This is a genomic window from Nonomuraea sp. NPDC003804 (assembly GCF_040610675.1).
Taxonomy (GTDB): domain Bacteria; phylum Actinomycetota; class Actinomycetes; order Streptosporangiales; family Streptosporangiaceae; genus Nonomuraea.
In genome coordinates this window covers 94,529-121,219 of the sequence record NZ_JBEXMT010000032.1, presented here as the reverse complement: position 1 = coordinate 121,219, position 26,691 = coordinate 94,529, and the positions used below count along the sequence as shown (strand labels likewise).

The following is a 26,691-nucleotide window of genomic DNA, read 5'->3' as shown; positions in this document are numbered from 1 at the left end:
GTGCAGCCCCCGGGCGAAGCGGTGCGCGGCCGCCATCGGCCCGCCGGTGTGCGAGCTCGACGGCCCGATACCGATCTTGAAGAGGTCGAAGACGCCGATGCTCACCGCACGTACTCCGTCGCGGCGTCGAGCAGCCATTCGGCGAGGTAGGCGGCGAAGGAGGAGCGCACCAGCACGAGGAAGCCGTCCTGCTGGGGAAGCAGCACGACCTGCGTGCGCGCGAGGGTGGTCTGCGCGCACGCCCCCGGAGCCAAGGCGCTCGGGTGCAGGTCGATGGTGCAGCCGTGGGACAGCAGGTCCCGCGCCTTCGGCCCGGCGACCAGCAGCGTGGTGCGCTGGGCGGACACGTCGACCACCGAGCCCTGGCCGCCGTCCACGGCCTTGCGCAGCAGCTCTGACCGGTACCCCTCAGGACCTATCACCAGCCACTCGTCGGGGCCGAGCCAGGCCACGGTCAGCTCGCCCGACCGTACGGCGGTGCAGGGCGTGGTGGGCAGCGGCGCGCCCAGGACGGCCGCGACCTCGTCCGCGGCCGGACCGGCCGGGTCCACGCGCACGTTGACGTGGGTGAGGAACGGGATCTCGGCCAGCCTGAGCGCCCCGCTCGACGAGACGGCCTCGAACCGGCCTGCGAAGGCCGCTGCGGGACTCCTGCGTTCAGCCATCGCGGCGCGCTCCTTCCGGGTCGTACAGGACATGCGAGGTGACGGTGACGGGCACGAGGGCGCCGCCGACGGGTGCGTACAGCCGCTCGCCTATCCGGCTCTGCCCGCCCTTGACCAGGGCCAGCGCGAACGTCCGGCCGAGGGCGGCGCTGCGGTAGCTGGAGGTGACGTGGCCGAGCATGGGCACGGGCGGCGCGGGCAGCTCGGCGTCGGCGACCAGGTGCGCGCCCTCCGGCAGCAGGTAGGACGGGTCCTCCGGCAGCAGGCCGACCAGCTGCTTGCGGTCGGGCCTGGAGGTGTCGGCCCGCGCGAAGGAGCGCTTGCCGACGAAGTCGGGCTTCTTCTTGGACACCACCCACGACATGCCCAGGTCCTGCGGGGTGACGGTGCCGTCGGTGTCCTGGCCGACGATCGGGTAGCCCTTCTCGGCGCGCAGGACGTGCATGGTCTCGGTCCCGTACGGCGTGACGCGCCCGGTGTCCATGATCGCCGTCCAGAGGCGCAGGCCGTCCCACGAGGTCACGTTGATCTCGTAGGCGAGCTCGCCGGAGAAGCTGATCCGGCACACCCGGGCGGGGATGCCGGCCACCTCCGCCTCCCGCCAGGTCATGAACGGGAAGTCGGCGACGCCGACGGCCAGGTCGGGGGCGAGCTCGGCCAGCAGCTCGCGCGACCGCGGCCCGACCAGCGCGACCGTGGCCCACTGCTCGGTGACCGACGTGAGGTGGACGCGCAGCGCGGGCCACTCGGTCTGCAGCCACTCCTCCATCCAGTCGAGGACGGTGGCCGCGTTGCCGGTCGTCGTGGTGACCAGGAAGTGTTCCTCGGCCAGCCGGATGACGGTGCCGTCGTCGAAGACCATCCCGTCGGGCCTGCACATCACGCCGTAGCGGACGGCGCCGACGGCCAGCGAGCTCATCATGTTGGTGTAGAGCCGGTCGAGGAACTCGCCGGCGTCGGGGCCGATCACGTCGATCTTGCCGAGCGTGGAGGCGTCCATGGCCGCGACGCTCTCGCGGGCGGCCGCGCACTCGCGCAGGACGGCGCTCTCCATGTCCTCGCCCGCGCGCGGGTAGTACCACGGGCGCTTGCACTGGCCGACGTTCTCGAACAGCGCGCCGTTGGCGACGTGCCACTCGTGCAGGGCGGTCACCCTGATCGGGTCGTGCAGCGCGCCGCGGTCGCGGCCGGCGAGGGCGGCGAAGCTCACCGGCGCGTACGGCGCGCGGAAGGTGGTGCTGCCGAGCTCGCCGACGGTGGTGCCGAGGGCGTGGGCCACGACCGCCGTGGTGAGCAGTCCCGAGGTCTTGCCCTGGTCGTGGGCGGTGCCGGCGGTGGTGTAGCGCTTGATGTGCTCGACGGAGCGCAGGCCCGCCCCGGTCGCCCGCTGGACGTCGGCCGCGGTCACGTCGCGTTGCAGGTCGACGAAGTGGGAGCGGTAGTCGGTGGCGGGGACCAGCCAGAAGGCCTGCCCGGGGGTCGTGGGCGTCTCCACGGTGGCCCGCGGGGTCGCGGGCCGCTCGCCCACCGCCCTGCCGAGGACCGCCTCCAGCGCGCGGTAGCCCGCGGCGGCGCCGTCGGCGAGGCAGCCGCTCAGCGTGAACACGCCCTTCGCCGCTCCCGCCGCCTCGACGGCCTGGCGGGAGGCGTCGGGCACGATCGTGCCGAGCGCGTCGTCGTAGCGGAGCGTCCCGCCCGACTGGCTGAACAGGTGCACGACGGGGTTCCAGCCGCCTGACACCAGCAGCAGGTCGGCGGCCAGCTCCTGCTCTCCGACGGCGGCGCCGGCCTCGGGCCGGTGCCGGCCGACCAGCACGCTGGAGACCTGGCCGTCGCCCTGGGCGGCGGTCACCACGTGCCCGGACAGCACCTGGATGCCGCGTTCGCGGGCGCCGGCCGTCCACGCCGCGCCGGGCGAGGGCCGGACGTCGACGACGGCGGCGATCTCGACGCCCGCGTCGGCCAGGTCGAGGGCGGCGGCGTAGGCGCTGTCGTTGGCGGTGAAGACGACCGCGCGGCGGCCGGGGAGCACGCCGTACCTGTTGACGTAGGCGCGGGCGGCGCCGGCCAGCATGACCCCGGGCAGGTCGTTGCCCGCGAAGGCGATCGACCGCTCGTGCGCGCCGGTGGCCAGCACGACGCGCTTGGCCCGGATGCGCCACACGCGCTCGCGCGCGACGTCCGCGGGTGCGGCGGCGCCCAGGTGGTTGGTGCGCCGTTCGACGGCGACGACGTAGTTGTCGTCGTAGTAGCCGATCGCGGTGGTCCTGCGCAGCACCCTGACCTCGGGCATGGCCTCGAGCACGGCCGCGGTCGCGGCGGCCCAGTCGGCGCCGGAGCCGACCTCCTGCGGCCCGAGCACGTCGTCCGCGCCGGGCTCGGTCACGGACTCGCGGGTGCCGAGCAGGCTGCCGCCGGGCTCGGACCGCTCGTCGACCACGATGACGCGCGCGCCCGTGCCGGAAGCGGCGCGGGCGGCGGCCAGTCCGGCGGGACCGGCGCCGACGACCAGGACGTCGCAGTGCGCGTGGACGGCGTCGTAGCGGGCGGGGTCCGGCTCGGTGGCCAGCCTGCCCTGGCCGGGCAGGCCGGCGGCGACCAGGCCGTCGTACAGCTCGACCGTGGTGGCGGGCAGCATCGGCTCGGGGAAGGGCGCCTCGATCTGCACGACCGCGCTCGGCTCCTCGCCGCCGGCCGAGACGATGCCGCGCGGGCGGCCGAGCTTGACGCTCGTGGCGACCTGGCGCACCCCGTTGGCCAGCAACGCCGAGGCGAGGGTGTCGCCCGGGTGCCCGGTGTACTCCTGGCCGTCGAAGGTGAAGCGGAGCGTGGTGTCGCGGTCGATCCGGCCGCCGCTGTCGCGCCTCATGAGGTCACCGGCCTGGGCTCGCCCACCCGGTAGACGGCGTGGATCTCGTTGGTCGCGGTGTCGCGCACCGCGTTGAACCAGCGGCGGCAGCCGGCGGAGTGGCTCCAACGCTCGGCGAAGCGCCCCTTGGGGTTGTCCCTGAAGAACAGGTAGCGGGCCCACTCCTCGTCGGACAGCGCCGCCGGGTTGTCCGGGTAGGCGACGTGCGCCTGCCCGCCGTAATGGAACTCGGCCTCATCGCGTGGGCCGCACCATGGACATGAGATCAGCAGCATCGTGAGGTCCTCAGTGCGCGACCGCGGCGGCGCCGTGCTCGTCGACGAGCGCCCCGGTGGTGAATCGGTCAAGGGAGAAGGGGGCGTTGAGCGGGTGCGGCTCGTCGTTGGCCACCGTGTGGGCGAGGCACCAGCCCACGCCGGGGGTCGCCTTGAAGCCGCCGGTGCCCCATCCGCAGTTGAGGTACAGGCCCTCCACCTCGGTCAGGCCGACGATCGGCGAGGCGTCAGGCGAGACGTCCACCACGCCGCCCCAGGTCCGCAGCACGTGCGCCCTGGCGAAGACGGGGAACAGCTCGAGGGCCGCGGCCATCTGCCGTTCGATGATGTGGAAGGCGCCGCGCTGGCGGTAGGAGTTGGCCGCGTCGATGCCGGCGCCCATGACCAGCTCGCCCTTGTGCGCCTGGCTGACGTACACGTGGACGGCGTTGGACATGACGACCGTCGGGTGGACGGGCTCCAGCAGCTCCGACACCAGCGCCTGCAAGGGATGGCTCTGGAGGGGCAGGTCGATGCCCGCGGTGGCGGCCACGACCGAGGTGTGCCCGGCGGCGCACAGCGCCACCCTGCCGGCCGCGATCGTCCCCTTCGTCGTCTCGACGCCGGTCACCCTGCCGTCGCGCACCTGGAGCCCGGTGACCTCGCAGTGCTCGACGAACTCGACGCCGAGCGCCGCCGCGGCTCTGGCCAGGCCCCACGCGACGTGGTCGTGCTTGGCGATGCCGGCCCTGGGCTGGAAGGTCCCGCCCAGCACGGGGTAGCGCACGTCGGGCGAGATGTTGACGATCGGGCAGACCTCCTTCACCTGGTGGGGGTCGAGCCACTCGGCGTCGACGCCGTTGAGGTTGTTGGCGTGCACCCGCCGTACGCTGTCGCGCACGTCCTGAAGGCTGTGGGCGAGGTTGAGCACGCCGCGCTGGCTGAACAGCAGCGGGTAGTCGAGCTCCTCCTCCAGACCCTCCCACAGCTTGAGCGCGTGCTCGTAGATCCCCGCGCTCTCGTCCCACAGGTAGTTGGACCTGATGATGGTGGTGTTGCGCGCCATGTTGCCGCCGGCGAGCCAGCCGCGCTCCAGCACCGCCACGTTGGTGATGCCGTGGTTCTTGGCGAGGTAGTAGGCGGTGGCCAGGCCGTGCCCGCCGCCGCCGACGATCACGACGTCGTAGGAACGCTTCGGTTCGGCGGCGCCCCACAGCCGGTCGGGGTGCTCGGGCAGGTCGGCGCCAGGGGTGCGCGGGCTCATCGGGCCTCTCCGTAGAGCGGGTGCTTGCTTGCCAGGGCCTCGACCCTGCCGCGCAGGAACGACAGGTCGGCCTGCGGTGTCAGCGCGGTGGCGATGATGTCGGCCACCTCGGTGAAGTCGGCGGCGCCGAAGCCGCGGGTTGCGAGGGCCGGGGTGCCGATGCGCAGCCCCGAGGTGACCATCGGGGGCCGCGGGTCGAACGGCACGGCGTTGCGGTTGACCGTGATGCCGACCTCGTGCAGCCGGTCCTCGGCCTGCTTGCCGTCCAGCTCGGACGCGCGCAGGTCGACCAGGACGAGGTGCACGTCGGTGCCGCCGGTCAGCACCCGCACCCCGGCCTCGACGGCGTCGGGGGCCAGCAGCCGCTCGGCCAGGATGCGGGCGCCCTCCAGGGTGCGGCGCTGCCGGTCGCGGAACGCCTCCTCGGAGGCGATCTTGAAGGCGACCGCCTTGGCCGCGATGACGTGCTCCAGCGGGCCGCCCTGCTGCCCGGGGAAGACCGCCGAGTTGATCTTCTTGCTGAGCTCCTCGGTGGACAGGATCACCCCGCCCCTGGGCCCGCCGAGGGTCTTGTGCGTGGTGGTGGTGACGACGTGGGCGTGCGGCACGGGCGAGGGGTGCAGGCCCGCGGCCACCAGGCCGGCGAAGTGCGCCATGTCGACCATGAGGTAGGCGCCCACCTCGTCGGCGATACGGCGGAAGGCCGCGAAGTCGAGCTGCCGCGGATAGGCCGACCAGCCCGCGATGACGAGCCGGGGCCGGTGCTCGCGGGCCAGGCGCGCGACCTCCTCCATGTCGACCAGGTAGTCGCTCTCGCGCACGTGGTAGGCGGCCACCTTGTACAGGCGTCCGGAGAAGTTGATGCGCATCCCGTGGGTGAGATGGCCGCCGTGGGCCAGGTCGAGACCGAGAATGGTGTCGCCGGGTTCGAGCAGCGCGGCCATCGCGGCGGCGTTGGCCTGGGCGCCCGAGTGCGGCTGCACGTTGGCCGCCTGCGCGCCGAACAGCGCCTTCACCCTGTCGATGGCGAGCTGCTCGACGACGTCGACGTGCTCGCAGCCGCCGTAGTACCGCTTGCCCGGGTAGCCCTCGGCGTACTTGTTGGTGAGGACCGAGCCCTGGGCGGCCATGACGGCGGCGGGCGCGAAGTTCTCCGAGGCGATCATCTCCAGCGTCGAGCGCTGGCGGGCGAGCTCGGCGCCGATGGCGGCGTGGACCTCGGGGTCCACCACGTCCAGCGGGGTGTCGATCATCTGGGGTCCTTTCTAACCGCGCAGGCGCTGCATCGCCGGGTCGAACAGGGGCTCCTCGGCGACCACGGCCTTGACTCTCCGGTCGAAGTAGCCGATGTCCACCGGCTGTCCCGGGGTCGCCAGCGCGGCCGGCAGCCACGCGTAGGCGATCCCCTTGCCGATGGTGTATCCGTAGGCGGCGCTGGTGACGTAGCCGGCGACGCGCTCACCGTCGTAGACGGGCTCCTTGCCCATGACGACCTCGTCGGTGAGCAGGCAGGTGAGCTTGCGCCGCACCGACTCCTTGCGGGCGAGCAGGGCCTCGCGGCCGACGAAGTCGCCCTTGTCCAGCTTGACGGCGAAGCCGAGGCCCGCCTCGTAGGGGTCGTGCTCGAAGGTCATGTCGGTGCCGAAGGAGCGGTAGCCCTTCTCCAGGCGCAGGCTGGTGAAGGCGCCGCGGCCGCCGGCGACGACGCCGTGGTCCTGACCGGCCTCCCACAGGGTGTCCCAGAGCTTGAGCCCCATGTCGGCGGTGGTGTAGATCTCCCAGCCGAGCTCGCCGACGTAGGACAGGCGCAGCATCGTGACCGGCACGTTGCCGATGTAGGCGCGGGTGCCGCGGAAGTAGCGCAGCGCCGTCAGGTCGGTCGTGGTCAGCGGCTGGACCAGGTCGCGGGCCCGCGGCCCCCAGAGGCCGACGCAGCAGGTGCCCGCGGTGATGTCGCGCACCTGTACCGAGCCGTCGCGGGGGCGGTGCCGGTCGAACCAGTCGAGGTCGAGGTTGCCGTTGGCGCCGACCTGGAACTCCTCGGCCCCGAGGCGGGCGACGGTGACGTCGCTGCGGATGCCGCCGTCGGTGTCGAGCAGCAGGCAGTAGGTCACCGAGCCGACCGACTTGTCCACGTCCCCCGTGGTGAGGGACTGCAGGAAGGCCACGGCGCCGGGGCCGCTGACCTCCAGGCGCTTGAGGGCGGTCATGTCGTACATCGCGACGGACTCGCGGGTGGCCTGGGCCTCGGCGCCCACGATCGGGGACCAGTACTGCGCGGCCCAGTCACCGGGGGTGGGGATGTCCCTGCCCTTGAGCAGACCCGCGTTGGCGCCGTACCACTGGGGCCGCTCCCACCCGGAGGCCTCGAGGAAGACCGCGCCGAGCTCCTGCTGGCGGGGGTGGAAGGGGCTGGTGCGCAGCGGGCGGGGCTCCTCCATCGGCTGGAGGGGGTGGATGATGTCGTAGACCTCGACGTAGTTCTGGCAGCCTCGGGCCAGCACGTAGTCGGGGGCGATCTGGTGCGGCTCGAACCTGTTGACGTCGCACTCGTGCAGGTCGAAGGAGGAGCAGTGGCCGTCGACGAGCCATTCGGCCATCGCCAGGCCGACGCCCGCCGAGTGGGTGACCCAGACGGCCTCGGCCACCCAGAAGCCCTTGACCTCCCGCGACTCGCCCATGAGCGGCAGGTGGTCGGTGGTGAAGGAGAACAGCCCGTTGATGCCCTCCTCGACCTTGGCCGACTGGGTGGCGGGAAGCAGGTCCTGGGTCGCGGTCCACGCCTCGGCGAAGTCGTCGGGGGTGAAGGTGAGCACCGAGGGCATCACCTCTGCCGCGTCGACCGACAGGATGTCGTCGGCGCTGATCGGCATCGGCCGGTGGCCGTAGTAGCCGATGCCCAGCGTGTCGAAGCGCTCGCGGTAGTAGAGGTCGGCGTCCTGGTGGCGCAGGATCGGCCGGGTGGCCTCCTCTGTCGCTCCGGCCAGGTCAGGCACCTGCCCCGTCCATGCCAGCTGGTGGGCCAGCGGCGTGAGGGGAAGGTTCATGCCCACCATGCGGGCCACCTTCGGCCCCCAGATGCCGGCGCAGCAGACCACGATCTCGGCGGGGATCTCGCCCTGGTCGGTGACCACCGCGGCGACCCTGCCGTTCTCGGTCCTGATGTCGAGGACCTCGTGCCTGGGCAGTACCCGCACGCCGCGCTCGCGCGCCCTGGCGAGCTGGGCGTCGACCGCCTTGACCGCCTTGGCCAGGCCGTCGGTCGGCAGGAACAGGCCGCCGAGGACCTTGGCGCCGTCGAGGAGGGAGTGCTTGGCGACGCACTCCTCGGGGGAGAGCAGGTGCGCCTCGATCCCCCACGCCACCGCCCAGCCGTACCTGCGGTGCAGTTCGGCCAGCCGCTCGGGGGTGGTGGCCACTTCGAGCCCGCCGACCTGGAAGAAGCTGTCGAGTGCGACGAACTTCTCGACCGTGTAGCGGGCCATCTCGGTCATGGTCTTCGACCCGTTGGTCTGGAACACCAGTCCGGGGGCGTGTGAGGATGAGCCGCCGGTGGCGGGCACGTCTCCCTGATCGACCACGGTGACATCGGTCCAGCCTCGGGCGGACAACTCGTCGGCGAGGGCGGCGCCGACCACGCCCGCCCCGATGATGACGACGCTCGGGCCCGTCATAGCCACCTCCGTTGTTGCGATATATGCAACCAAACGCGTTTTCCGCAACAAGCGTCGCTCGCCGCATTGCGGGTGTCAAGGGGCGTTCTGTCTTATTCCGTACAGCTTCGCGGTGGATTAGAACGTTCCAATCCCGCGCAAGCACCAGCCCGATCGCGGGGTCAGGCGATCGGGCTGGTGAGACCTCAGCTCTGGGGGACCCAGGCCTTGACCTTGTCGGCGTTGTCGGCCACCCACTTGGCGGCCGCGTCCTCGGGCGTCATCTTGTCCTCGGAGATGTACTTGGCCACGAGGTTCTGGTCGTCGTTGGTCCAGGTGAAGTTCTTGACCAGCGCGTAGGCGGGACTGCCGGAGTCGGCGAACTTCTTGCTCACGATCTTGTCGAGCTCGTACGGCGGGTAGTCGCAGGCCACCTTGGCCGGGTCCGCGTCACAGCCCTCGGTGTACGGCGGCAGGTTCACCTTGACCAGCTTGAGCTCCGACAGGAACCACTGCGGCTCGTAGAAGTAGCCGATGATGGGCTTCTGCTGCTTCTCCGACTGCCGGAAGGCCGTGATGAGCGCGGTCTCGCTGCCGGCGTAGACGACCTTGTAGTCCAGCTTCAGGTTCTTGACCAGGGCCGCGTCGTTGGTGACGAACGAGGGGTCGCCGTCGAGCAGCTGCCCCTTGCCTTCGGACTCGGAGGTCTTGAACAGGTCGGCGTACTTGTTGAGGTTCTTCCAGTCGGTGATGTCGGGATACTTCTGGGCCATCCACGGCGCCACGTACCAGCCGATCACGCCCTTGTTGCCCGTCGGGCCCGCCGACACGGCGACCTTCTGGTCCTCGATGTACTTCTTCTTGAGGTCGTCGTGGGCCCAGTTCTCCACGACCGCGTCGACCTCGCCGGTGGCGAAGCCCTGCCAGGCCACCTCCTCCTTGAGGTCCTTCTTCACCACCTTGCAGCCGAGGTTCTTCTCCGCCACATGGGCGATGACCGCGGCGTTCGCCTCGTAGCCAACCCATGGGTTGACGGCGAGATTGAAGGTGCCGCAGCTCTTGCCTCCCTCTCCGCCGGCCGCGGGCTGCTGCGTCTCGCCGACCTTCGCCCCGCCGCACGCGGTGAGCAGGAGGCCGGTGCCGGTCACGAGCGCGATCGCCCTGACCCTTCCACTCCTCGTCAAAGCCACCTGGTCCTCCAGAGTTCTCACTAGCCGGTTATCGGTTACTTGTGGGTGACACCGCCGTGCGCGGCCACGTCGGCCCGCCGGGTGGCGGCGCTCATGACGCGGTCGAGCACGATGCCGAGCACGACGATCGCGAGCCCGGCGGCCAGCCCCTTGCCGCGGAGCTGGTGCTGCGAGAAGCCGGCCACGACGTCGTAGCCGAGGGCTCCGGCTCCCACCAGGCCGCCGACGACCACCATCGACAGCACGTAGATCAGTCCCTGGCTGGCCGCCAGCGTCACGCCGCTGCGCGCCATCGGGAGCTGGACCTTGGAGATGAGCTGCCACGTTCCCGTGCCCGCCGAGACGGCGGCCTCCACGGTCGTGGGCGAGACCCGCCTGATGCCCTCGGCCACCAGCTTGATGGCGATGGGCGCGGCGAAGACGACGGCCGCGATGATCGCGGTGAACCGCGTCGGGCCGAACAGGCCGAGGATCGGCACCAGGTAGACGAAGGCGGGCATCGTCTGCCCCGCGTCCAGGACCGGCCGCAGCATCGTGTCGGCCCGGTCGCTGCGGCCCATCCAGACGCCCAGCACCACGCCGAGCACCATGACCAGGATCGTCGCGACGAGCGTCGAGGCCAGCGTCACCATGCTGTCCTGCCACAGTCCCAGCAGCACGAGCACGAGCAGGCCCGCGGCGGTCACCAGCGCGGCCCGCACGCTGCCCACCAGCAGGGCGACGGCGACGACCACGCCGAAGACGAGCCACCACGGCGAGCCGGTCAGCAGCGCCTCGAAGGGGTTGAGCAGCGTGTTGGTGAGCACGTTCTTCAGCGCGTCGGTGGTGGCGGCGAGGCTGTCCTGCACCCACAGGCTGGCCGCGTCGGCGGCCTGGCGCACGTAGTGGCCGAGCTCGGCCTGGACGGGGAACTCCGCGGCCCAGACGTAGGTGTAGGACAGGTAGCCGAGGACCGCCACCACGCCGAACGTACCGGCCAGCTCCAGCCGGCGCCGTCGCGTGGTGCGCAGCCGGCCGGCGCGCCGTTCGGCCTCCACCCGCCGGCTGGCGGCCGAGGTCACCCGGTCCAGCACGACGGCCATGATGACGATGGCCAGGCCCGCGTTGAACGCGGTGCCCACGTCGAGCGTCTGCAGCGCCTTCAGCACCGTCTTGCCCAGGCCGGGCGCGTCGATGAGCGCCGCGATCGTCGCCATGGACAGCGCCGCCATGATGGTCTGGTTGACGCCGACGATGATCGTCTGCTTGGCCATCGGGAGCCGCACGTGGCGCAGCGCCTGCGCGGAGGTGGCGCCGAGCGAGGCGCCCGCCTCCAGCGTGTCCGGCGAGACCTGCCTGATGCCGTGCGCGGTGATGCGGATGGCCGGCGGGATCGCGTAGATCATCGTGGCGATGGTGGCGCTGGCCGGGCCGATGAGGAAGAACAGCGTCAGCGGCGCCAGGTACACGAACGTCGGCATCGTCTGCATGAAGTCCAGCACCGGCGTCACCACCCGGTGGAACCGGTCGCTCAGCCCCGCCCAGACGCCGAGCGGGATCCCGACGGCCAGCGAGAGCGCGACCGCGGTCAGCGTGAGAGCGAGGGTGTCCATGCTCTCCTGCCACAGGCCCAGCACGCCGAAGGAGAGGAAGCCGGCGGCGGTGAGCAGCGCCACCTTCCCGTTGCCCCACAGCCACGCGATGGCGGTGGCGAGCCCGGCCACGCCGAGCCAGCCGAGGACCGGGACCGGCCGGCCGAAGGACGCCTGGCTGATCAGCGCCTGGACGAACGTCACCGACTCGTCGAGGAAGAGCCGGATGTAGTTGATGAAGTACAGGAAGAACGGGTTGCTGTTGCGGCCGTCGTCGATCGCGTCCATGCCCTCGTTGAGCGAGGTGTGCAGGGGCGTCAGCTCCGCGCCGCCGAGGGCGAGGGTGTCGCGGCCGTTGAACAGCGCCCAGCCGAGCACCCATACGGCGAGCACCACCAGGAGCAGGTATCTGCGGGCCGGCAGCCTGGCGGCCACCACCGCCACGGTGGTCATCGTTCCTGCCCTCCCGCGATCACCTCGAGGATCTCGGCGCTGGTGACCACCCCAAGCAGCTGGTCCCCGTCCGTCACGCGCACCGGCCGGTCGGCCGAGAGCACGGTGTGCACGGCGTCGCGGATGACGACGTCGGGGCCGAGCTCCGGGCCGTCCAGCGACTCGTCCATCAGGGGCTGGCGCATGATCCAGCGCAGCGTGAGGACGTGGGAGCGCGGGACGTCGCTGACGAAGTCCCTGACGTAGTCGTCGGCGGGTGCGCCCACCACCTGGTCCGGCGTGCCGACCTGGACCAGCTCGCCGTCGCGCATGATGAGGATCCGGTCGCCCAGCTTCAGCGCCTCGCTGAGGTCGTGGGTGATGAAGATCATCGTCTTGCCGACCTCGTGGTGCAGGCGGATGACCTCGTTCTGCATCTCCCGCCTGATCAGCGGGTCGAGCGCGGAGAACGGCTCGTCGAACAGCAGCACCTCGGGGTCGGCGGCCAGCGCGCGGGCCAGGCCCACCCGTTGCTGCATGCCGCCGGACAGCTGGTCGGGGTAGGAGTTCTCGAAGCCGTTGAGCCCGACCAGGCCGACGACCTCGCGGGCGCGGGCGTAGCGGTCCTGCTTGGGCACGCCGCGGATCTCCAGGCCGAAGGCGACGTTGTCCAGCACGCACCGGTGCGGCAACAGGCCGAAGTGCTGGAAGACCATGGCCATGCGGTGCCTGCGCAGCTCGCGCAGCCTGCGGTCGTCGGCCTTGCGGATGTCCTCGCCGTCCAGGACGACCTCGCCTGCCGTGGGCTCGATGAGCCTGGTCAGGCAGCGGACGAGGGTGGACTTGCCCGAGCCCGACAGGCCCATGACGACGAACACCTCGCCCCGGCGTACCTCGAAGGAGACGTCGCGCACGGCGGCGACGCAGCCGGTCCGCTCCTTCAGTTCCTTACGGCTGAGCGTGGTACCGACGACCGCCTCGGCCTTGGGGCCGAACACCTTCCACAGCCCCCTGACATCGAGGATGGGCACGGTTTCGGTGTCGAGCGGACTACGTTCGGTCAGTGACGGCACGGTCATGACCACCTCTTGGGAGTCTCGGAGCGTCAGTTCGCTGGGAACCACCGCTGGGGGCGCGGGCGGGTGTTCTGCCACACATGCTTGATCTCGCGGTACTCGTCGAGTCCGGTCGGCCCGAGTTCGCGGCCGATGCCGGACTGCTTGAAACCACCCCACTCGGCCTGCGGCACGTAGGGGTGGTAGTCGTTGATCCACACCGTGCCGTGGCGGAGCCGTCCCGCGACCCGCTGCGCCTTGCCGGCGTCCTGGGTCCAGACCGCGCCGGCCAGGCCGTACTCGGTGTCGTTGGCGAGGAGGACGGCCTCCTCCTCGGTGGTGAAACGCTCGACGGTCAGCACGGGGCCGAAGGACTCCTCCCGCACCACGCGCATGCCCTGCTTGCAGTCGTCGAGGACGGTGGGCGGGAAGAAGAAGCCTGGGCCGTCGAGCCGGCGACCGCCGCAGCGCAGGGTCGCGCCCTCGGCCAGGCCCGCGGCCACGTACTCCTCGACCTTGGCCAGGTGCGCGGCGGAGATGAGCGGGCCCGCCTGCGCCTCGGGGTCGAAGGGGCCGCCCAGGCGGATGCGCTCCGCCCTTCTGACCACCTCGTCGACGAAGGCGTCGTGCAGGGAGTCCTCCACCAGCAGCCGCGCGCCCGCCGAGCAGACCTGCCCGGAGTGCAGGAACACGGCGGTGAGCGCGAAGTCGACGGCGGTCTCGAAGTCGGCGTCGGCGAAGACGATGTTGGGGTTCTTGCCGCCGAGTTCGAGCGCGACGCGCTTGACCGTGGCCGCGGCCGCGGCCATGATCCGCCGTCCCGTGGCCAGGCCGCCGGTGAAGGAGACCAGGTCGACGTCGGGGTCCTCGGCCAGCGGCGCGCCCACCTCGGGTCCCGCGCCGAGCACGAGGTTGGCCACGCCCTTGGGCAGGCCGGCCTCCTCCAGGGCGCGGACGAGCAGGATGGCCGTGCTCGGGGTGAGCTCGCTGGGCTTCAGCACGAAGGTGTTGCCAGCGGCCAGCGCGGGCGCCACCTTCCAGGTGGTCTGCAGCAGCGGGTAGTTCCAGGGCGTGATCAGGCCGCAGACGCCGACGGGTTCGTGGACGACCTTGCTGATCGCGTCGTCGCGGCCGGTGTCGATGACGCGGCCCGCGTCGGTTCCGGCCACGCCGGCGAAGTAACGTAGGCAGGCGATGGAGTCGTCGACGTCGTACTCGCTCTCGACCAGGCGCTTGCCGGTGTCGCCCGACTCCGCGCGGGCGAAGGCGTCGCGGTCACGTTCCACCAGGCCGGCGACCGCGTAGAGCAGCGCGCCGCGCTCCCTGGCGGGAGTGGTGGGCCATGGACCGCGGTCGAAGGCGTGCCGCGCGGCCCTGATGGCGGCCACGGTGTCGGCCGCTGTGGCTTCGGCGACCGTGGTCACGAGGCTGCCGTCGGCGGGCGAAAGGATGTTCCGCTGTCCGCCGGCGACCGGCCTGGTCCACGTGCCGCCGATGGAGAGATGGGTCATCGGCATACCCCTGATCGTTGCGTATGGCGCAAGGCAATGCTCAGTGAGGAACAGAATTGACCCGTCACCCTCCGTTCGTCAAGGCTTTGAGGGAATCGCTGGGCGAATACATACGTTGTGATTCCGTTTACTCCCTGGTAGCCCTCTTGACGGCTGGGCGGTCGCACGTCCACGCTGTTGCGTATACATCACCATTTTGCGTATTACGCAACACAAGGAGGTGTGATGTCTCCTCGTCCCGGCCCAGGCCGCGAGTTCATCCTCACCGTCTCCTGCTCGGACAAGCCAGGCATCGTGTACGCGGTGAGCAGCTTCCTCGTGCAGCACCGCGGTGACATGTTGCAGAGCAAGCAGTTCAACGACAGAAGAGGCGGCGGCTTCTTCATGCGCGTGCACTTCGCCGCCCAGGACGGGCTGGAAGAGCTGCGTGAGGGCTTCGCCTACGTCGCCGAGTCGTTCCAGATGACGTGGCAGCTCAACGACGCCGCGACGCCCACACGGGCGCTGGTCATGGTGTCGAAGTTCGGCCACTGCATGAACGACCTGCTCTTCCGCCGGCAGGTCGGCGGCCTCAACATCGACGTCCCCGCCGTCGTCTCCAACCATCCCGACCTGGAGCCGCTCGCGGCCTCCTACGGCGTGCCGTTCCACCACGTCCCCGTCACGCCGGACGGAAAGGAGGAGGCAGAGGCCAGGATCCTCGAACTCGTCGCGGAGTACGAGGCGGACCTGGTGGTGCTGGCGCGCTACATGCAGATCCTGTCCGACGACATGTGCAAGCGCCTGGAAGGCCGCGCCATCAACATCCACCACTCGTTCCTGCCGGGGTTCAAGGGCGCCAAGCCCTACCACCAGGCGCACGAGCGCGGGGTGAAGCTCATCGGCGCGACCGCGCACTACGTCACGGCCGACCTCGACGAGGGCCCCATCATCGAGCAGGACGTGGCCAGGGTGGACCACGAGCTCGACCCGGAGGACCTGGTCGCGGCGGGCAGGGATGTGGAGGCTCAGGTGCTCGCCAGGGCCGTCAAGTGGCACAGCGAGCACCGGGTGCTGCTCAACGGGGACCGCACGGTCGTCTTCCGCTGAGCCGGACGCCCAAGAACGAGGCGGTGGGGGTACTGCGCCCCCCACCGCCTCTCTTGTGTGTGTCCCAGGCCCTCGCGCGCGGTCCGGCTCAGGCGCGGTGCCGGTAGAAGTCCACCGGCTCGGGCGGCAGCGGCGTGTTGCCGAGGATGAGGTCGGCCGCCTTCTCCGCCAGCATCATGACCGGCGCGTAGATGTTGCCGTTGGTGACGTACGGCATGACCGAGGCGTCCACCACGCGCAGGCCGTCGAGGCCGTGCACCCGCATGCTCTCGGGGTCGGTGACCGACATGTCGTCCACGCCCATCCTGGCCGTGCAGGAGGGGTGCAGGGCCGTCTCGCCGTCCTTGGCCACCCAGTCGAGGATCTCCTCGTCGGTCTCCACGGAGGGACCGGGCGAGATCTCGCCGGTGCTGTACTCGCCGAGCGCGGGCTGGCCGAGGATCCTGCGGGCCACCCTGACGGCCTCCACCCATTCCCGCCTGTCCTGGTCGGTGGACAGGTAGTTGAAGCGCAGGGCGGGATGCTGACGCGGATCGGTGCTCTTGATCTTGACCGAGCCGCGGGCGTCGGAGTACATCGGCCCGACGTGCACCTGGTACCCGTGCCCGCCCGAGGGCGCCGAGCCGTCGTAGCGCACGGCGATGGGCAGGAAGTGGAACATCAGGTTGGGGTAGTCGACCTCGTCGTTGCTGCGGACGAAGCCACCGGCCTCGAAGTGGTTGGTCGCACCGGGCCCCTTGCGCAGGAACAGCCACTGCGCGCCGATCCACGGGTGGCGCCACTTCTGCAGGTTCGGCTGCATGGAGACGGGCTTGCCGCAGCCGTGCTGGATGTAGACCTCCAGGTGGTCCTGGAGGTTCTCCCCCACCCCCGGCAGGTCGTGCACCACGTCGACGCCGAGCTCGCCCAGCTCGCGCGCGTTGCCGACGCCGGACAGCTGCAGGAGCTGGGGCGAGTTGATCGCCCCGCCGCACAGGATGACCTCGCCCGCACGGACGGTGCCGCCGTCGTACTCGACGCCGACGGCCCGCGTGCCCTCGAAGAGGATGCGCGTCACCAGCGCCCGCGTCTTGACCGTCAGGTTCGGCCGCTTCATCACCGGATGCAGGTAGGCGCGGGCCGCGCTCAGCCTGCGGCCGCGCCTGATGTTGCGGTCGAAGCGGGCGAAGCCCTCCTGCCGGTAGCCGTTGACGTCGTCGGTGAGGGGGTAGCCGGCCTCCTGCACGGCCGCGAAGAAGGCGTCGTAGAGCGGCGTGCCGGCCGCTCCCCTCTCCAGCGCCAGCGGCCCGTCGTGGCCGCGGAAGGGGGTGCCGGGGTCGGCCAGGCAGTTCTCCATCCTCTTGAAGTACGGCAGGCAGTGGGCGTAGTCCCAGGTCTTCATCCCGGGGTCGGCGCCCCACCTCTCGTAGTCGAGGGGGTTGCCGCGCTGGAAGATCATGCCGTTGATGCTGCTGGAGCCGCCGAGCACCTTCCCGCGGGCGTGGTAGATGCGCCTGCCGTGCATGTGCGGCTCGGGCTCCGACTCGTACTTCCAGTCGTAGAAGCGGTTGCCGATCGGGAAGGGCAGCGCGGCCGGCATGTGGATGAAGACGTCCCACAGGTAGTCGGGCCGGCCGGCCTCGAGGACCAGCACCCGCGTAGCGGGGTCCGCGGAGAGCCGGTTGGCCAGGGCGCTGCCCGCCGAGCCGCCTCCGACGATGACGAAGTCGTACTGCTGTGACGTCATGTTGCCTCGTCTCGCTCGCGCGTTTCACCGAATCGTATCGCTATACGCATTGTGTTGCACTAGTCGCAACAAGAGATCTTTTGGTGTTGTGTTCGACGCGGTTCCCTTCAGCACTTACAGTTTCGCTATGAGCAACGACTCGAGCAGCGGGGGCGTCCAGTCGGTCGACCGGGCGATCAGCGTGCTGGAGATCCTTTCGCGCCGTGGCGAGGCCGGGGTCAGCGAGGTGGCCGCCGAGATCGACGTGCACAAGTCGACGGCCTTCCGGCTGCTCGGCGCGCTGGAGGCACGCGGCCTCGTGGAGCAGGCCGAGGACAGAGGCAAGTACCGGCTCGGCTTCGGCATCATCAGGCTCGCCGGCGGCGTCAACACCCAGATGGACATCACCCAGCGCGGGCGGGCGGTCTGCCAGCGGCTGGCGCAGGAGATCGGCGAGACGGTCAACATCGCCGTGCTCCGCTCCTCCTACGCCGTCAACCTCGACCAGGTCAGGGGCCCCTCGGCGGTCACCGCCTACAACTGGGTCGGCCAGGTGACCCCGCTCCACGCCACCTCCAGCGGCAAGGTGCTGCTGGCCCACCTCGACGACAGGCAGCGCACCCGGCTGCTGTCGGACGGGAAGCTGGAGGGCTACACCCCCAAGACCATCACCTCCGTCGACGAGCTGGAGCAGCAGCTGGCCCTGACGCGGACGGCGGGCTACGCCTACTGCCTGGAGGAGCTGGAGGACGGCCTCAACGCCATGGCCGCGCCCATCCGCTCCTACCACGGAGAGGTGGTCGCGGCCGTCAGCGCCTCGGGTCCCGCCTACCGGTTCAGCGCCGAGCGCATGCACGAGCTGGCCCCCGTCCTGATGGAGGGCGCCGACGAGATCAGCCGCCGCCTGGGCTACGCCGGCTGAGCCCGCTCCAGCCGTACCACCACGCTCTTGGAGGTCGGCGTGTTGGACGTCTCGGCCACCGAGTCCAGCGGCACCAGCACGTTGGTCTCGGGGAAGTAGGCCGCGCAGCAGCCGCGGGCCGTCGGGTAGGCGATCACCCTGAACCCGTCGGCTCTGCGCTCGCCGTCCGGCCACTCGCTGACCAGATCCACCAGGTCGCCGTCGGCGAGGTCGCGCTCGGCCAGGTCGTCCTGATGGACGAAGACCACCCTGCGGCCCGCCTTGACCCCGCGGTAGCGGTCGTCGAGGCCGTAGATCGTGGTGTTGTACTGGTCGTGGCTCCTGACCGTCTGCAGCAGCAGCCGCCCTGGCGGGACGCGCAGCACCTCCAGCTCGTTGACGGTGAAGTTGGCCTTGCCCGTGGCCGTGGGGAACCTGCGCTCGTCCCTGGGCGCGTTGGGCAGCGCGAAGCCCTCCGGCGCGCGGGCGTTGAAGTCCTCGAAACCGGGGATCACCCGTGACACGCGGTCCCTGATCACGCCGTAGTCACGCGCGAAGTCGGCCCACGGCACGTGCGGATCGTCGCCGAACAGCGCGGCGGCCAGGCCGCAGACGATCGCCACCTCGGGCCGCAGCTCCGCCGAGGCCGGCGCGAGCCGGCCGCGCGAGGCGTGCACCAGCCCCATCGAGTCCTCGACGGTGACGTAGCCGCCGGCGTCACGTTCGGTACGGCCCAGCGTCGGCAGGATGAGCGCCTCCGCGCCGCACACCGCGTGGGAGCGGTTGAGCTTGGTGGAGATCTGCACCGTCAGCCGGGTACGGCGCAGCGCCGCCTCGGTGACGTCGCTGTCGGGCGTGGCCCTGACGAAGTTTCCGCCCATCCCGACGAACACCTTGGCCGTCCCGTCGCGCATGGCGCGGATCGCCTCGACGGTGTCGAAGCCGTGGTGGCGGGGCGGCGAGAAGCCGAACTCCTTGCCCAGGGCGTCGAGGAAGGCCGCGGCCGGCTTCTCGTAGATGCCCATCGTCCGGTCGCCCTGCACGTTGGAGTGGCCGCGTACGGGGCAGACGCCCGCGCCGCTCCTGCCGACGTTGCCGCGCAGCAGCAGGAAGTTGACCACCTCCCTGATGGTGGCCACCGAGTTGCGATGCTGGGTCAGGCCCATCGCCCAGCACACGATGACCGACCCGGCCGCGCGCACCTCCTCGGCCGTCGCCTCCAGCTCGGCCCTGGTCAGCCCGGTGGCCTCCAGCACCTGGTCCCAGTCGAGGGCGCGCAGGTGCCGCTCCCACTCCTCGAACCCGTGCGTGTGCCGGTCGACGAACTCCTTGTCGGCCGAGTCGAGCAGCAGCAGCGACAGCGCCTGGAAGAGCGCCATGTCGCCGTTGAGGCGGATCTGCAGGAACCGGTCGGCCAGCGCGTAGCCCTTGCCGAGGCCCGAGGGCCGCTGCGGGTTCTTGAAACGCAGCAGGCCCGCCTCGGGCAGCGGGTTGACCGCGACGATCCGCGCGCCCGCGCGCTTGGCCCGCTCCAGCGCGGTCAGCATGCGGGGGTGGTTGGTGCCGGGGTTCTGGCCCACCACGAAGATGAGCTCCGCGCGGTGCAGGTCCTCCAGCGACACCGTGCCCTTGCCGATGCCGAGCGTCTCGTTGAGCGCCGACCCGCTCGACTCGTGGCACATGTTGGAGCAGTCGGGCAGGTTGTTGGTGCCGAAGCGGCGCACGAGCAGCTGGTAGGCGAAGGCGGCCTCGTTGGAGGTGCGGCCCGAGGTGTAGAAGACCGCCTCGTCCGGGCCGCCGAGCGCGCGCAGCTCCCTGGCGATGATCTCGAAGGCGCGCTCCCACGAGATCGGCACGTAGTGGTCGGCCCCCGCGGGCTTGTGCATCGGCTCGGTGAGCCTGCCCTGCTGGCCGAGCCAGTGGTCACTGCGGACGGCCAGCTCGCTCACCGGGTGGGCGGCGAAGAAGTCACGCCCGATCCTGCGTGTCGTGGCCTCCTCCGCCACCGCCTTGGCGCCGTTCTCGCAGAACTCGGCGGGGCTGCGATGCTCCCCCTCGGGCCAGGCGCACCCAGGGCAGTCGAAACCGCGTTTCTGGTTGACCTGGAGCAGCGTCAGCGCGGTGCGGCCCACCCCCATCTGGCGGTAGGCGGTCCGCATCGCGTGCCCGACGGCGGGCAGCCCGCCCGCCCAGTCCTTGGGCGGGCGGACCCGCATGTCCTCGTCACCGGCGTCGTCGCGCGGCGCCTTTCGAACCACTGTCAGCCGATCCTGTCCTGTACCCATTCGTGGAAGACGCCGATGTGGTGCTCGCTGGGCACGAGCACGCCGCCCTTGGCGTACGTGCGTGAGCCCATCGTGGGCTGGCAGCGCTCGCACGCCTCGAAGTCCTGCTCGTTGACACGATGGAAGAGTTCCACGGACTTGTCCAGGTCCTTGCCGCTCTCCACCACGTCCGGCAGGTAGAGCCAATCACACTCGACGACGGTCCTGTCCACCGCCAGGGGGAACATCCGGTGCACGATGACGTGGTCGGGCACCAGGTTGATGAAGACCTGGGGCTTGATCGTGATCGCGTAGTAGCGCCGGTCCTGGTCCTCGCTCACACCGGGGATGCGGTCGAGCCCCGCGGAGCCGTCCACGGTGAAGCCCTTGACCTCCTCGCCGAACTCGGCGCCGTGGCCGACGAAGTACTGCGCGGCGTACCCGTCGGCGAACTCCGGCAGCACCTCGGTCAGCTCGGGGTGGATCGTGGCGCAGTGGTAGCACTCCATGAAGTTCTCGATGATGAGCTTCCAGTTGGCCTTCACGTCGTAGACGATCCTGCGGCCGACCTCGAGCCCCGCCACGTCGTAGTTGTCGATCAACTCCAGGGCGCCGAGCCGTTCGGTCACGGCGCCCATCACGTCGTCCTCGAAGGAGGGAGGCTCATCGGCCAGGCAGACCCACACGTAGCCGAGCCACTCCCTGACGTGCACGTTGATCAGGCCGTACTGGACGCGGTCGAGGTCGGCCATCTTGGTGAGGTTGGGCGCGGCGACCAGCTTGCCGTCCAGGCCGTAGGTCCAGGCGTGGTAGGGACACTGGAAGGCGCGCGCGACCTCGCCCGACTCCTCGGTGCACAGCTGTGCGCCGCGGTGCCGGCAGACGTTGAAGAAGGCGCGCACGGACCTGTCGCGCGCCCTGGTGACCAGGATGCTCTCGCTGCCGACCTGGACCGTCTTGAACGAGCCCGGCTTGGGGATGTCGGACGAGCGCACCACGCAGAACCACATCGCCTCGAAGATGTTCTTCTGCTCCCGCGCGAAGAGCGCCTGATCGGTGTAGTAGTGGCCGGGCAGGGTGGGGATCACGCTGGAGGTGGGGGCGGTGCTGGAGGTGGTCACGGGAGTACTCCTCTGATACGGGCCGGGTCAGTGTCCTCGGCGGATCCAGTCCTCGAGCTGCGGAGCCTCGGCTCCGATGCTGGTGTCGTCGCCGTGCCCGGTGTGGACCACGGTCTCGGCCGGCAGGGTGAGCAGCGTCTGGCTGATCGACGAGATGATCGTCGGGAAGTCGCTGAACGACCTGCCCGTCGCCCCTGGACCGCCCTGGAAGAGCGTGTCGCCGGAGAACAGGACGCCCAGCTCGGGCACGTACAGGCAGACCGCGCCCGGAGCGTGCCCTGGGGTGTGCAGGACATGGACGGCGCTGTCGCCGACCCTGATGATCTGCCCGTTCGCCAGCGCCCTGTCGGGGGCGGCGACCGGGTGGGTGAGCTTCCACAGCACCTGGTCGTCAGGGTGCAGGAAGACGGGCGCGCCGGTGCGGGCGGCCAGCAGCGGGGCGGCGTTCACGTGGTCGTCGTGGGCGTGCGTGCACACGATGCCCACCACTCCGCGGTCGCCGACGGCCGCCGCGATCGCGTCGGCGTCGTGGGCCGCGTCGACGACCAGCACCTGGTCGTCGTCGCCGAGGAGCCACACGTTGTTGTCGACGTCCCAGGTGCCGCCGTCGAGGCTGAACGTCCCCGAGGTGACCAGGCGCTCGACGCGCACGGTGCCTGCCATCACAGCACCACCACCGAGCGCAGCACGTCGCCGTGGTGCATCTTGGCGAAGGCGTCCTCGACCTGGTCGAGGCCGATGGTCTCGGTGACGAAGGCGTCGAGGTCGAAGCGGCCCTGCAGGTAGAGGGAGATCAGCATGGGGAAGTCGCGGCTGGGCAGGCAGTCGCCGTACCAGCTGGACTTCAGCGCGCCGCCGCGGCCGAAGACGTCGAGGAGCGGCAGCTCCAGCGTCATCTCGGGGGTGGGCACGCCGACGAGCACGGCGGTCCCGGCCAGGTCACGGGCGTAGAAGGCCTGCTTGAAGGTCTCCGGACGGCCGACCGCGTCGATCACCACGTCCGCGCCGAAGCCGCCGGTGAGCTCCCTGACGGCCTCGACCGGGTCGCTCTCCTTGGCGTTGACCGTGTGGGTGGCGCCGAAGTCGCGGGCCCAGGCGAGCTTGCGGTCGTCGACGTCCACCGCGATGATCGTGGTGGCCCCGACCAGCCGCGATCCGGCGATCGCCGCGTTGCCGACGCCGCCGCAGCCGATCACCGCCACCGAGTCGCCGCGGCTGACCGCGCCGGTGTTCACGGCGGCGCCGAGGCCCGCCATCACGCCGCAGCCGAGCAGGCCCGCCGCGGCGGGGGCGGCGGCCGGGTCGACCTTGGTGCACTGCCCGGCGGCCACCAGCGTCTTCTCGGCGAAGGCGCCGATGCCGAGCGCGGGGCTGAGCGGGGTGCCGTCCCGCAGCGTCATCTTCTGCGTGGCGTTGTGGGTGGCGAAGCAGTACTGCGGGCGGCCCCGCAGGCAGGCGCGGCAGGAGCCGCACACCGCCCGCCAGTTGAGGATGACGAAGTCGCCCACGGCGACGTCCTTGACGTCCGGGCCGACGGCCTCCACCACGCCCGCGGCCTCGTGGCCGAGCAGGAAGGGGAAGTCGTCGCTGATGCCGCCCTCACGGTAGTGCAGGTCGGTGTGACAGACGCCGCACGCCTGCACCTTCACCAGCGCCTCGCCGGGGCCCGGGTCCGGGACCAGGATCGTCTCCAGGCTTACCGGCTTGCCCTTGCCCGTCGCGACCACGCCGCGTACTTCATGAGCCATGATTCACTCCTGTCTCAGCCGGCCTGGACCGGCGCGGTCTCCAGATGGCGGCGCCAGCGGGTGAACAGCCTGACCTGGTTGACCCCCAGCACCGCGACGGGGCGCTCGCCCTGCCGGTAGACGGCCAGGAAGCTGTGGTCGGCCGGGTCGCCCTCCTCCACGGTCACCGAGTCGGCGTCCCTGGCGTGCCCGATGAACTGGATCTTGATGTCGAACTGGTCGGACCAGAAGTAGGCCGGGCGCGCCGGCTCGGGCCTGGCGGTGCCGCCCGACAGCAGCGTGGCCGCCACGACGGCGGCCCGCTGCCTGGCGCCCGTCCAGTGCTCGATCCGTCGGTGGCCGCCCTGGGCGGGATCGAACCAGGCCGCGCAGTCGCCGACCGCGACGATGCCGGGCACGCTGGTGCCGCCGCCCTCGTCGCAGACGACGCCGTCGCCGAGCTCGAGGCCGCTGCCCTCCAGCCACGCGATGTTGGGCGTCGCGCCGATGCCCACGACGACGACGTCGGCGGGCAGGTGCGTGCCGTCGGCCAGCCGTACGCCGTCGACCCTGCCGTCTCCGGTCAGCTCGGTGACGTACGCGCCGCGCACCAGGCGCACGCCGCGCCGCTCGTGCAGCGTGGCGATCGTCTCCGCCATCGCGGCGCCGAGGACGCCGGCCAGCGGCGCGCTGCCCGACTCCACGAGCGTGACCTCCAGGCCGAGGTCTCTGGCCGTCGCGGCCACCTCGGCGCCGATGAAGCCGCCGCCGATCACGACGACGCGTCCTGCGCGCTCCAGGTCGCCGCGCAGCGCGCGGGCGTCGTCCAGCGTGCGCAGCGTGTGCACGCCGGCCAGGCTCCGCGCGCCCGGCAGCTCGCGCGCGGAGGCGCCGGTGGCGATCACGATGCCGTCGGCCTTGACCGAGGTGCCGTCGCTCAGGATGACGCGGCGGGCGACCGGGTCGAGCGCGGTCGCGGCGACCCCGAGCCGCCATTCGGCGTCGAGCTCCTCGCCGTCGCCCTCCAGCGCGAGGTCGGCCTCGCCGATGGCGCCCTTGAGGAAGTCCTTGGACAGGGGCGGCCGGTCGTAGGGGCGATGCGGCTCCTCGCCGACGAGGACGAGGCGGCCGGTGTAGCCCTGGCCGCGCAGCGCCCTGGCGGTCAGGAGCCCGGCCAGCGAGGCGCCGACGACGCAGACGGTGTTCACGCCTGCCCCTTGAGCGTGACGCCGGGCGGCAGGTTCGGCTCCTCGTCGGAGGGCACGACGTAGATGACGTCGTCCTCGACGACGACCTGGTGGGTGCGCACCGGCCGCTTGGCGGGGGGCGCGTCGACCTGGCCGGTGCGCAGGTCGAACCGCGAGGCGTGCAGCGGGCATTCGATCTCGCAGCCCTCGAGCCAGCCGTCGGCCAACGAGGCATCCTGATGCGTACAGGTGTCGTCGATGGCGAAGATCTCGCCGTCCTCGGTATGGAAGACGGCGATGGGCGGGTCGGCCTCGACCCGGAGGGCCTCGCCTCGCGGCAGTGATGCAAGTGGGCACGCTGGGATCATCGTGTCACACCTCGGTTTCGCAAAGAGAAACATCTCGCGCTATACGCAACAGAGTGCGGGTGTGGATTGCGGATGTCAAGACCGGTTTTGTGCAAGTGATCCCGCTTCGCCCCGTCTGGCGGGCACCGCCTTCCGGGGGTGCTGGTCGCCGCACCTGCGCGGCGATTGATTCATCGCTTGGTGAATTCTGCGGGCAGGGCTGTCCCCCCGTGGGGACCGCGCGTGCCGGGAGTCGTCCGGGTCGACCAGCCCGGCCCGCAGCCGCTCGCCCGCGCGGGCGAGCCTGACCTCCAGCCCCTCGTCGAAGGGGCACTCCCCGACCGGAAACCCGTCAGGCCAGCGCCCGCACCACGGCCGTGAACAGGGCGGGAAGCCGGGCGGCCGCGGGCACGACCAGGCGGGCCGTACCCGGCCTGCGGGCGAGGCCCAGCAACGCCTCGGTGAGCAGCCGGTGCCGCCGGGACAGCCGCCGCCACTCCCGCTCGTAGTCGTGGGGGCGGCCGGCCACGAGACAGTCCACGAGCGCCCGCGCGGACAGGACGGCCAGGCTGACGCCCTCACCGGTGATCGCGTCGGTGTATCCGGCGGCGTCACCGACGAGCAGGACCCGCCCGGCCACCCTGCTCCTGACCCGCTGGCGCAGCGGGCCCGCCCCGCGCACCGGCGTCACGGCGGGACCGGTGAGCCTGCGCGTCAGGCCGGGAAAGGCGGCCAGGTGCTCGTCGTAGCCGCCGCGCCGCGCGCTCAGGATCGCCACCCCGACGAGGTCGTCGCCCACCGGGGTCACGTACGCCTCCCCCACCTCCGACCAGTGCACCTCGACGAAGTCGGACCACGGCGCCATGCGGTAGTGCCTGCGCAGGCCGTACCTGTGGGGGCGCGGGTCGCGCACGCCCAGGCGCAGCGACGTGCGCAGCGGGGAGTGCAGCCCGTCGGCGGCCACCAGCCAGCGGGCGCTCAGGCCGCCCGCCACCACCCCTCGCGCGTCCTGGCGGACGCGCGTGATCTTGCCGGTGACGACGGGGACGCCCAGCTCCGCGGCCCGCGCCGACATGGCCGCGTGCAACGAGGTACGGCGCACGCCGCGGCCCGGCTCGGCGGCGAAACCGGCCCGCGCGCGGGTCTCCCCCCGCACGTAGTCGATGCCCAGCAGCGGGTGCCCGCCGACCGCCACCCCCATCGCCCGCAGCGCGGCGACGCCACCGGGCATCAGCCCCTCGCCGCACGCCTTGTCGACCGGCGCGCGCCGCGGCTCGACGACCACGACGCTCATCCCGGCGAGGGCGGCGTGGATCGCGGTGGCCAGCCCGGCCGGCCCGCCCCCCGCCACCAGCACGTCGATCATGCCGGGAGGGCGGCCAGCGCCGTGTTCTCGCAGCGGATCCGCACCACCATCAGGACGGCGTTGGCCACGGTGAAGACCAGCCCGGTGATCCAGGCCGAGTGGACGAGCGGGAGCGCGGCGCCCTCGACGGCCACCGCCACGTAGTTCGGGTGGCGCAGCCAGGCCAGCCGGTACGGCCCGCGGCGCACCAGCGGCAGCCCCGGCACCACGATGACCCGCGTGTTCCAGCGCGGCCCCAGCGCGGCGACGCACCACCACCGCAGCGCCTGCGCGGCCAGCACGAGGGCCAGCATCGGCCAGCCGAGCGCGGGAACGAACGGCCTGCCGGCCAGATACACCTCCAGCAGGCAACCGGCGAGCAGCCCGGTGTGCAGGGCCACCATCCACGGGTAGTGGCCCTGGCCGTACTCGCGCCCGCCGCGCGCCATGCTCCAGCGGGCGTTGCGGCGGGCGACGACCAGCTCGGCCAGGCGTTCCACGCCCACGAGCAGCACGAGCAGCGAATACCACGGCATCGGCG

22 protein-coding genes and 1 pseudogene are annotated in these 26,691 nt (G+C 71.3%); 2 read left to right on the top strand and 21 right to left on the bottom strand.

All coding sequences use genetic code 11. The features are described 5' to 3' along the window. The 11 genes from ABZX22_RS35490 to ABZX22_RS35440 form a co-directional block, all read right to left on the bottom strand. On the bottom strand, positions 1–105 hold a 105-nt coding region (locus ABZX22_RS35490; RefSeq protein WP_354918161.1), incomplete at its 3' end, for a serine dehydratase beta chain. After that, on the bottom strand, positions 102–665 hold the full coding sequence (locus tag ABZX22_RS35485) for a sarcosine oxidase subunit gamma family protein (protein ID WP_354918149.1): 564 nt from the start codon (positions 663–665) through the stop codon (positions 102–104). The genes ABZX22_RS35485 and ABZX22_RS35490, both read right to left, overlap by 4 nt. Continuing rightward, entirely contained in the window at positions 658–3,534 is a 2,877-nt protein-coding gene (locus ABZX22_RS35480) for a 2Fe-2S iron-sulfur cluster-binding protein (RefSeq protein ID WP_354918146.1), read from the bottom strand. Before ABZX22_RS35480 ends, ABZX22_RS35485 begins: the two co-directional genes overlap by 8 nt. After that, positions 3,531–3,809, bottom strand: a complete 279-nt coding sequence (locus tag ABZX22_RS35475) for a sarcosine oxidase subunit delta (protein WP_354918144.1) — start codon at positions 3,807–3,809, stop codon at positions 3,531–3,533. The genes ABZX22_RS35480 and ABZX22_RS35475 overlap by 4 nt, the downstream gene beginning before the upstream one ends. Before the next feature lie 10 nt (positions 3,810–3,819). Continuing rightward, positions 3,820–5,052 carry a sarcosine oxidase subunit beta family protein gene (locus ABZX22_RS35470; RefSeq protein WP_354918141.1) on the bottom strand — a complete coding sequence of 411 codons (1,233 nt, stop codon included), beginning with the start codon at positions 5,050–5,052 and terminating at the stop codon, positions 3,820–3,822. Continuing rightward, positions 5,049–6,305: a serine hydroxymethyltransferase gene (glyA, locus tag ABZX22_RS35465; protein WP_354918138.1), complete on the bottom strand. Its 1,257-nt coding sequence runs from the start codon at positions 6,303–6,305 to the stop codon at positions 5,049–5,051. The genes ABZX22_RS35470 and glyA overlap by 4 nt, the downstream gene beginning before the upstream one ends. 12 nt (positions 6,306–6,317) lie before the next feature. Next, complete coding sequence (locus ABZX22_RS35460) at positions 6,318–8,726, bottom strand: FAD-dependent oxidoreductase (RefSeq protein ID WP_354918135.1); 2,409 nt, start codon at positions 8,724–8,726, stop codon at positions 6,318–6,320. A gap of 185 nt (positions 8,727–8,911) precedes the next feature. Continuing rightward, positions 8,912–9,895 (bottom strand): ABC transporter substrate-binding protein, encoded by a 984-nt coding sequence (locus ABZX22_RS35455; protein WP_354918133.1) that lies wholly within the window; start codon positions 9,893–9,895, stop codon positions 8,912–8,914. 35 nt (positions 9,896–9,930) lie between these two features. Then, the gene (locus tag ABZX22_RS35450) at positions 9,931–11,919 is read right to left on the bottom strand and encodes an ABC transporter permease subunit (RefSeq protein ID WP_354918130.1); all 1,989 of its coding nucleotides are present in this window, start codon (positions 11,917–11,919) and stop codon (positions 9,931–9,933) included. Continuing rightward, positions 11,916–12,977 carry a glycine betaine/L-proline ABC transporter ATP-binding protein gene (locus tag ABZX22_RS35445; RefSeq protein ID WP_354918127.1) on the bottom strand — a complete coding sequence of 354 codons (1,062 nt, stop codon included), beginning with the start codon at positions 12,975–12,977 and terminating at the stop codon, positions 11,916–11,918. Before ABZX22_RS35445 ends, ABZX22_RS35450 begins: the two co-directional genes overlap by 4 nt. A gap of 26 nt (positions 12,978–13,003) precedes the next feature. Beyond that, positions 13,004–14,464 (bottom strand): aldehyde dehydrogenase family protein, encoded by a 1,461-nt coding sequence (locus tag ABZX22_RS35440; RefSeq protein WP_354918158.1) that lies wholly within the window; start codon positions 14,462–14,464, stop codon positions 13,004–13,006. A gap of 225 nt (positions 14,465–14,689) precedes the next feature. Here ABZX22_RS35440 and purU point away from each other — a divergent pair, with 225 nt between their 5' ends. Further along, the gene (gene purU / locus ABZX22_RS35435) at positions 14,690–15,553 is read left to right on the top strand and encodes a formyltetrahydrofolate deformylase (RefSeq protein WP_354918124.1); all 864 of its coding nucleotides are present in this window, start codon (positions 14,690–14,692) and stop codon (positions 15,551–15,553) included. Between the two features lie 88 nt (positions 15,554–15,641). On the opposite strand, the gene betA is transcribed toward purU, so the two are convergent. After that, the gene (betA, locus tag ABZX22_RS35430; protein WP_354918121.1) at positions 15,642–17,279 is read right to left on the bottom strand and encodes a choline dehydrogenase; all 1,638 of its coding nucleotides are present in this window, start codon (positions 17,277–17,279) and stop codon (positions 15,642–15,644) included. A 127-nt stretch (positions 17,280–17,406) separates the two neighbouring features. Here betA and ABZX22_RS35425 point away from each other — a divergent pair, with 127 nt between their 5' ends. After that, positions 17,407–18,180 (top strand): IclR family transcriptional regulator, encoded by a 774-nt coding sequence (locus ABZX22_RS35425; protein WP_354918119.1) that lies wholly within the window; start codon positions 17,407–17,409, stop codon positions 18,178–18,180. On the opposite strand, the gene ABZX22_RS35420 is transcribed toward ABZX22_RS35425, so the two are convergent. The 9 genes and pseudogenes from ABZX22_RS35420 to ABZX22_RS35380 form a co-directional block, all read right to left on the bottom strand. Beyond that, positions 18,168–20,375 (bottom strand): FdhF/YdeP family oxidoreductase, encoded by a 2,208-nt coding sequence (locus ABZX22_RS35420; protein ID WP_354918155.1) that lies wholly within the window; start codon positions 20,373–20,375, stop codon positions 18,168–18,170. The genes ABZX22_RS35425 and ABZX22_RS35420 overlap by 13 nt on opposite strands. A gap of 44 nt (positions 20,376–20,419) precedes the next feature. Continuing rightward, positions 20,420–21,544, bottom strand: a complete 1,125-nt coding sequence (locus ABZX22_RS35415; RefSeq protein ID WP_354918116.1) for an aromatic ring-hydroxylating dioxygenase subunit alpha — start codon at positions 21,542–21,544, stop codon at positions 20,420–20,422. A 27-nt stretch (positions 21,545–21,571) separates the two neighbouring features. Then, entirely contained in the window at positions 21,572–22,207 is a 636-nt protein-coding gene (locus tag ABZX22_RS35410) for an MBL fold metallo-hydrolase (RefSeq protein WP_354918113.1), read from the bottom strand. Then, the gene (locus ABZX22_RS35405; RefSeq protein WP_354918110.1) at positions 22,207–23,292 is read right to left on the bottom strand and encodes an S-(hydroxymethyl)mycothiol dehydrogenase; all 1,086 of its coding nucleotides are present in this window, start codon (positions 23,290–23,292) and stop codon (positions 22,207–22,209) included. Before ABZX22_RS35405 ends, ABZX22_RS35410 begins: the two co-directional genes overlap by 1 nt. Positions 23,293–23,306: 14 nt before the next feature. Next, complete coding sequence (locus ABZX22_RS35400) at positions 23,307–24,479, bottom strand: FAD-dependent oxidoreductase (protein WP_354918107.1); 1,173 nt, start codon at positions 24,477–24,479, stop codon at positions 23,307–23,309. Beyond that, positions 24,476–24,826, bottom strand: coding sequence for a bifunctional 3-phenylpropionate/cinnamic acid dioxygenase ferredoxin subunit (locus ABZX22_RS35395; RefSeq protein WP_354918104.1), 351 nt, complete (start codon positions 24,824–24,826; stop codon positions 24,476–24,478). The genes ABZX22_RS35400 and ABZX22_RS35395 overlap by 4 nt, the downstream gene beginning before the upstream one ends. A gap of 216 nt (positions 24,827–25,042) precedes the next feature. Next, positions 25,043–25,141, bottom strand: a pseudogene (locus tag ABZX22_RS35390) (APH(3') family aminoglycoside O-phosphotransferase); the annotation flags it as partial. 16 nt (positions 25,142–25,157) lie between these two features. Further along, a complete protein-coding gene (locus ABZX22_RS35385; protein WP_354918101.1) occupies positions 25,158–26,171 on the bottom strand; it encodes an NAD(P)/FAD-dependent oxidoreductase in 1,014 nt (337 codons plus the stop codon). Then, positions 26,168–26,686 (bottom strand): isoprenylcysteine carboxylmethyltransferase family protein, encoded by a 519-nt coding sequence (locus tag ABZX22_RS35380; RefSeq protein ID WP_354918098.1) that lies wholly within the window; start codon positions 26,684–26,686, stop codon positions 26,168–26,170. Before ABZX22_RS35380 ends, ABZX22_RS35385 begins: the two co-directional genes overlap by 4 nt. Between the last annotated feature and the right edge of the window lie 5 nt (positions 26,687–26,691).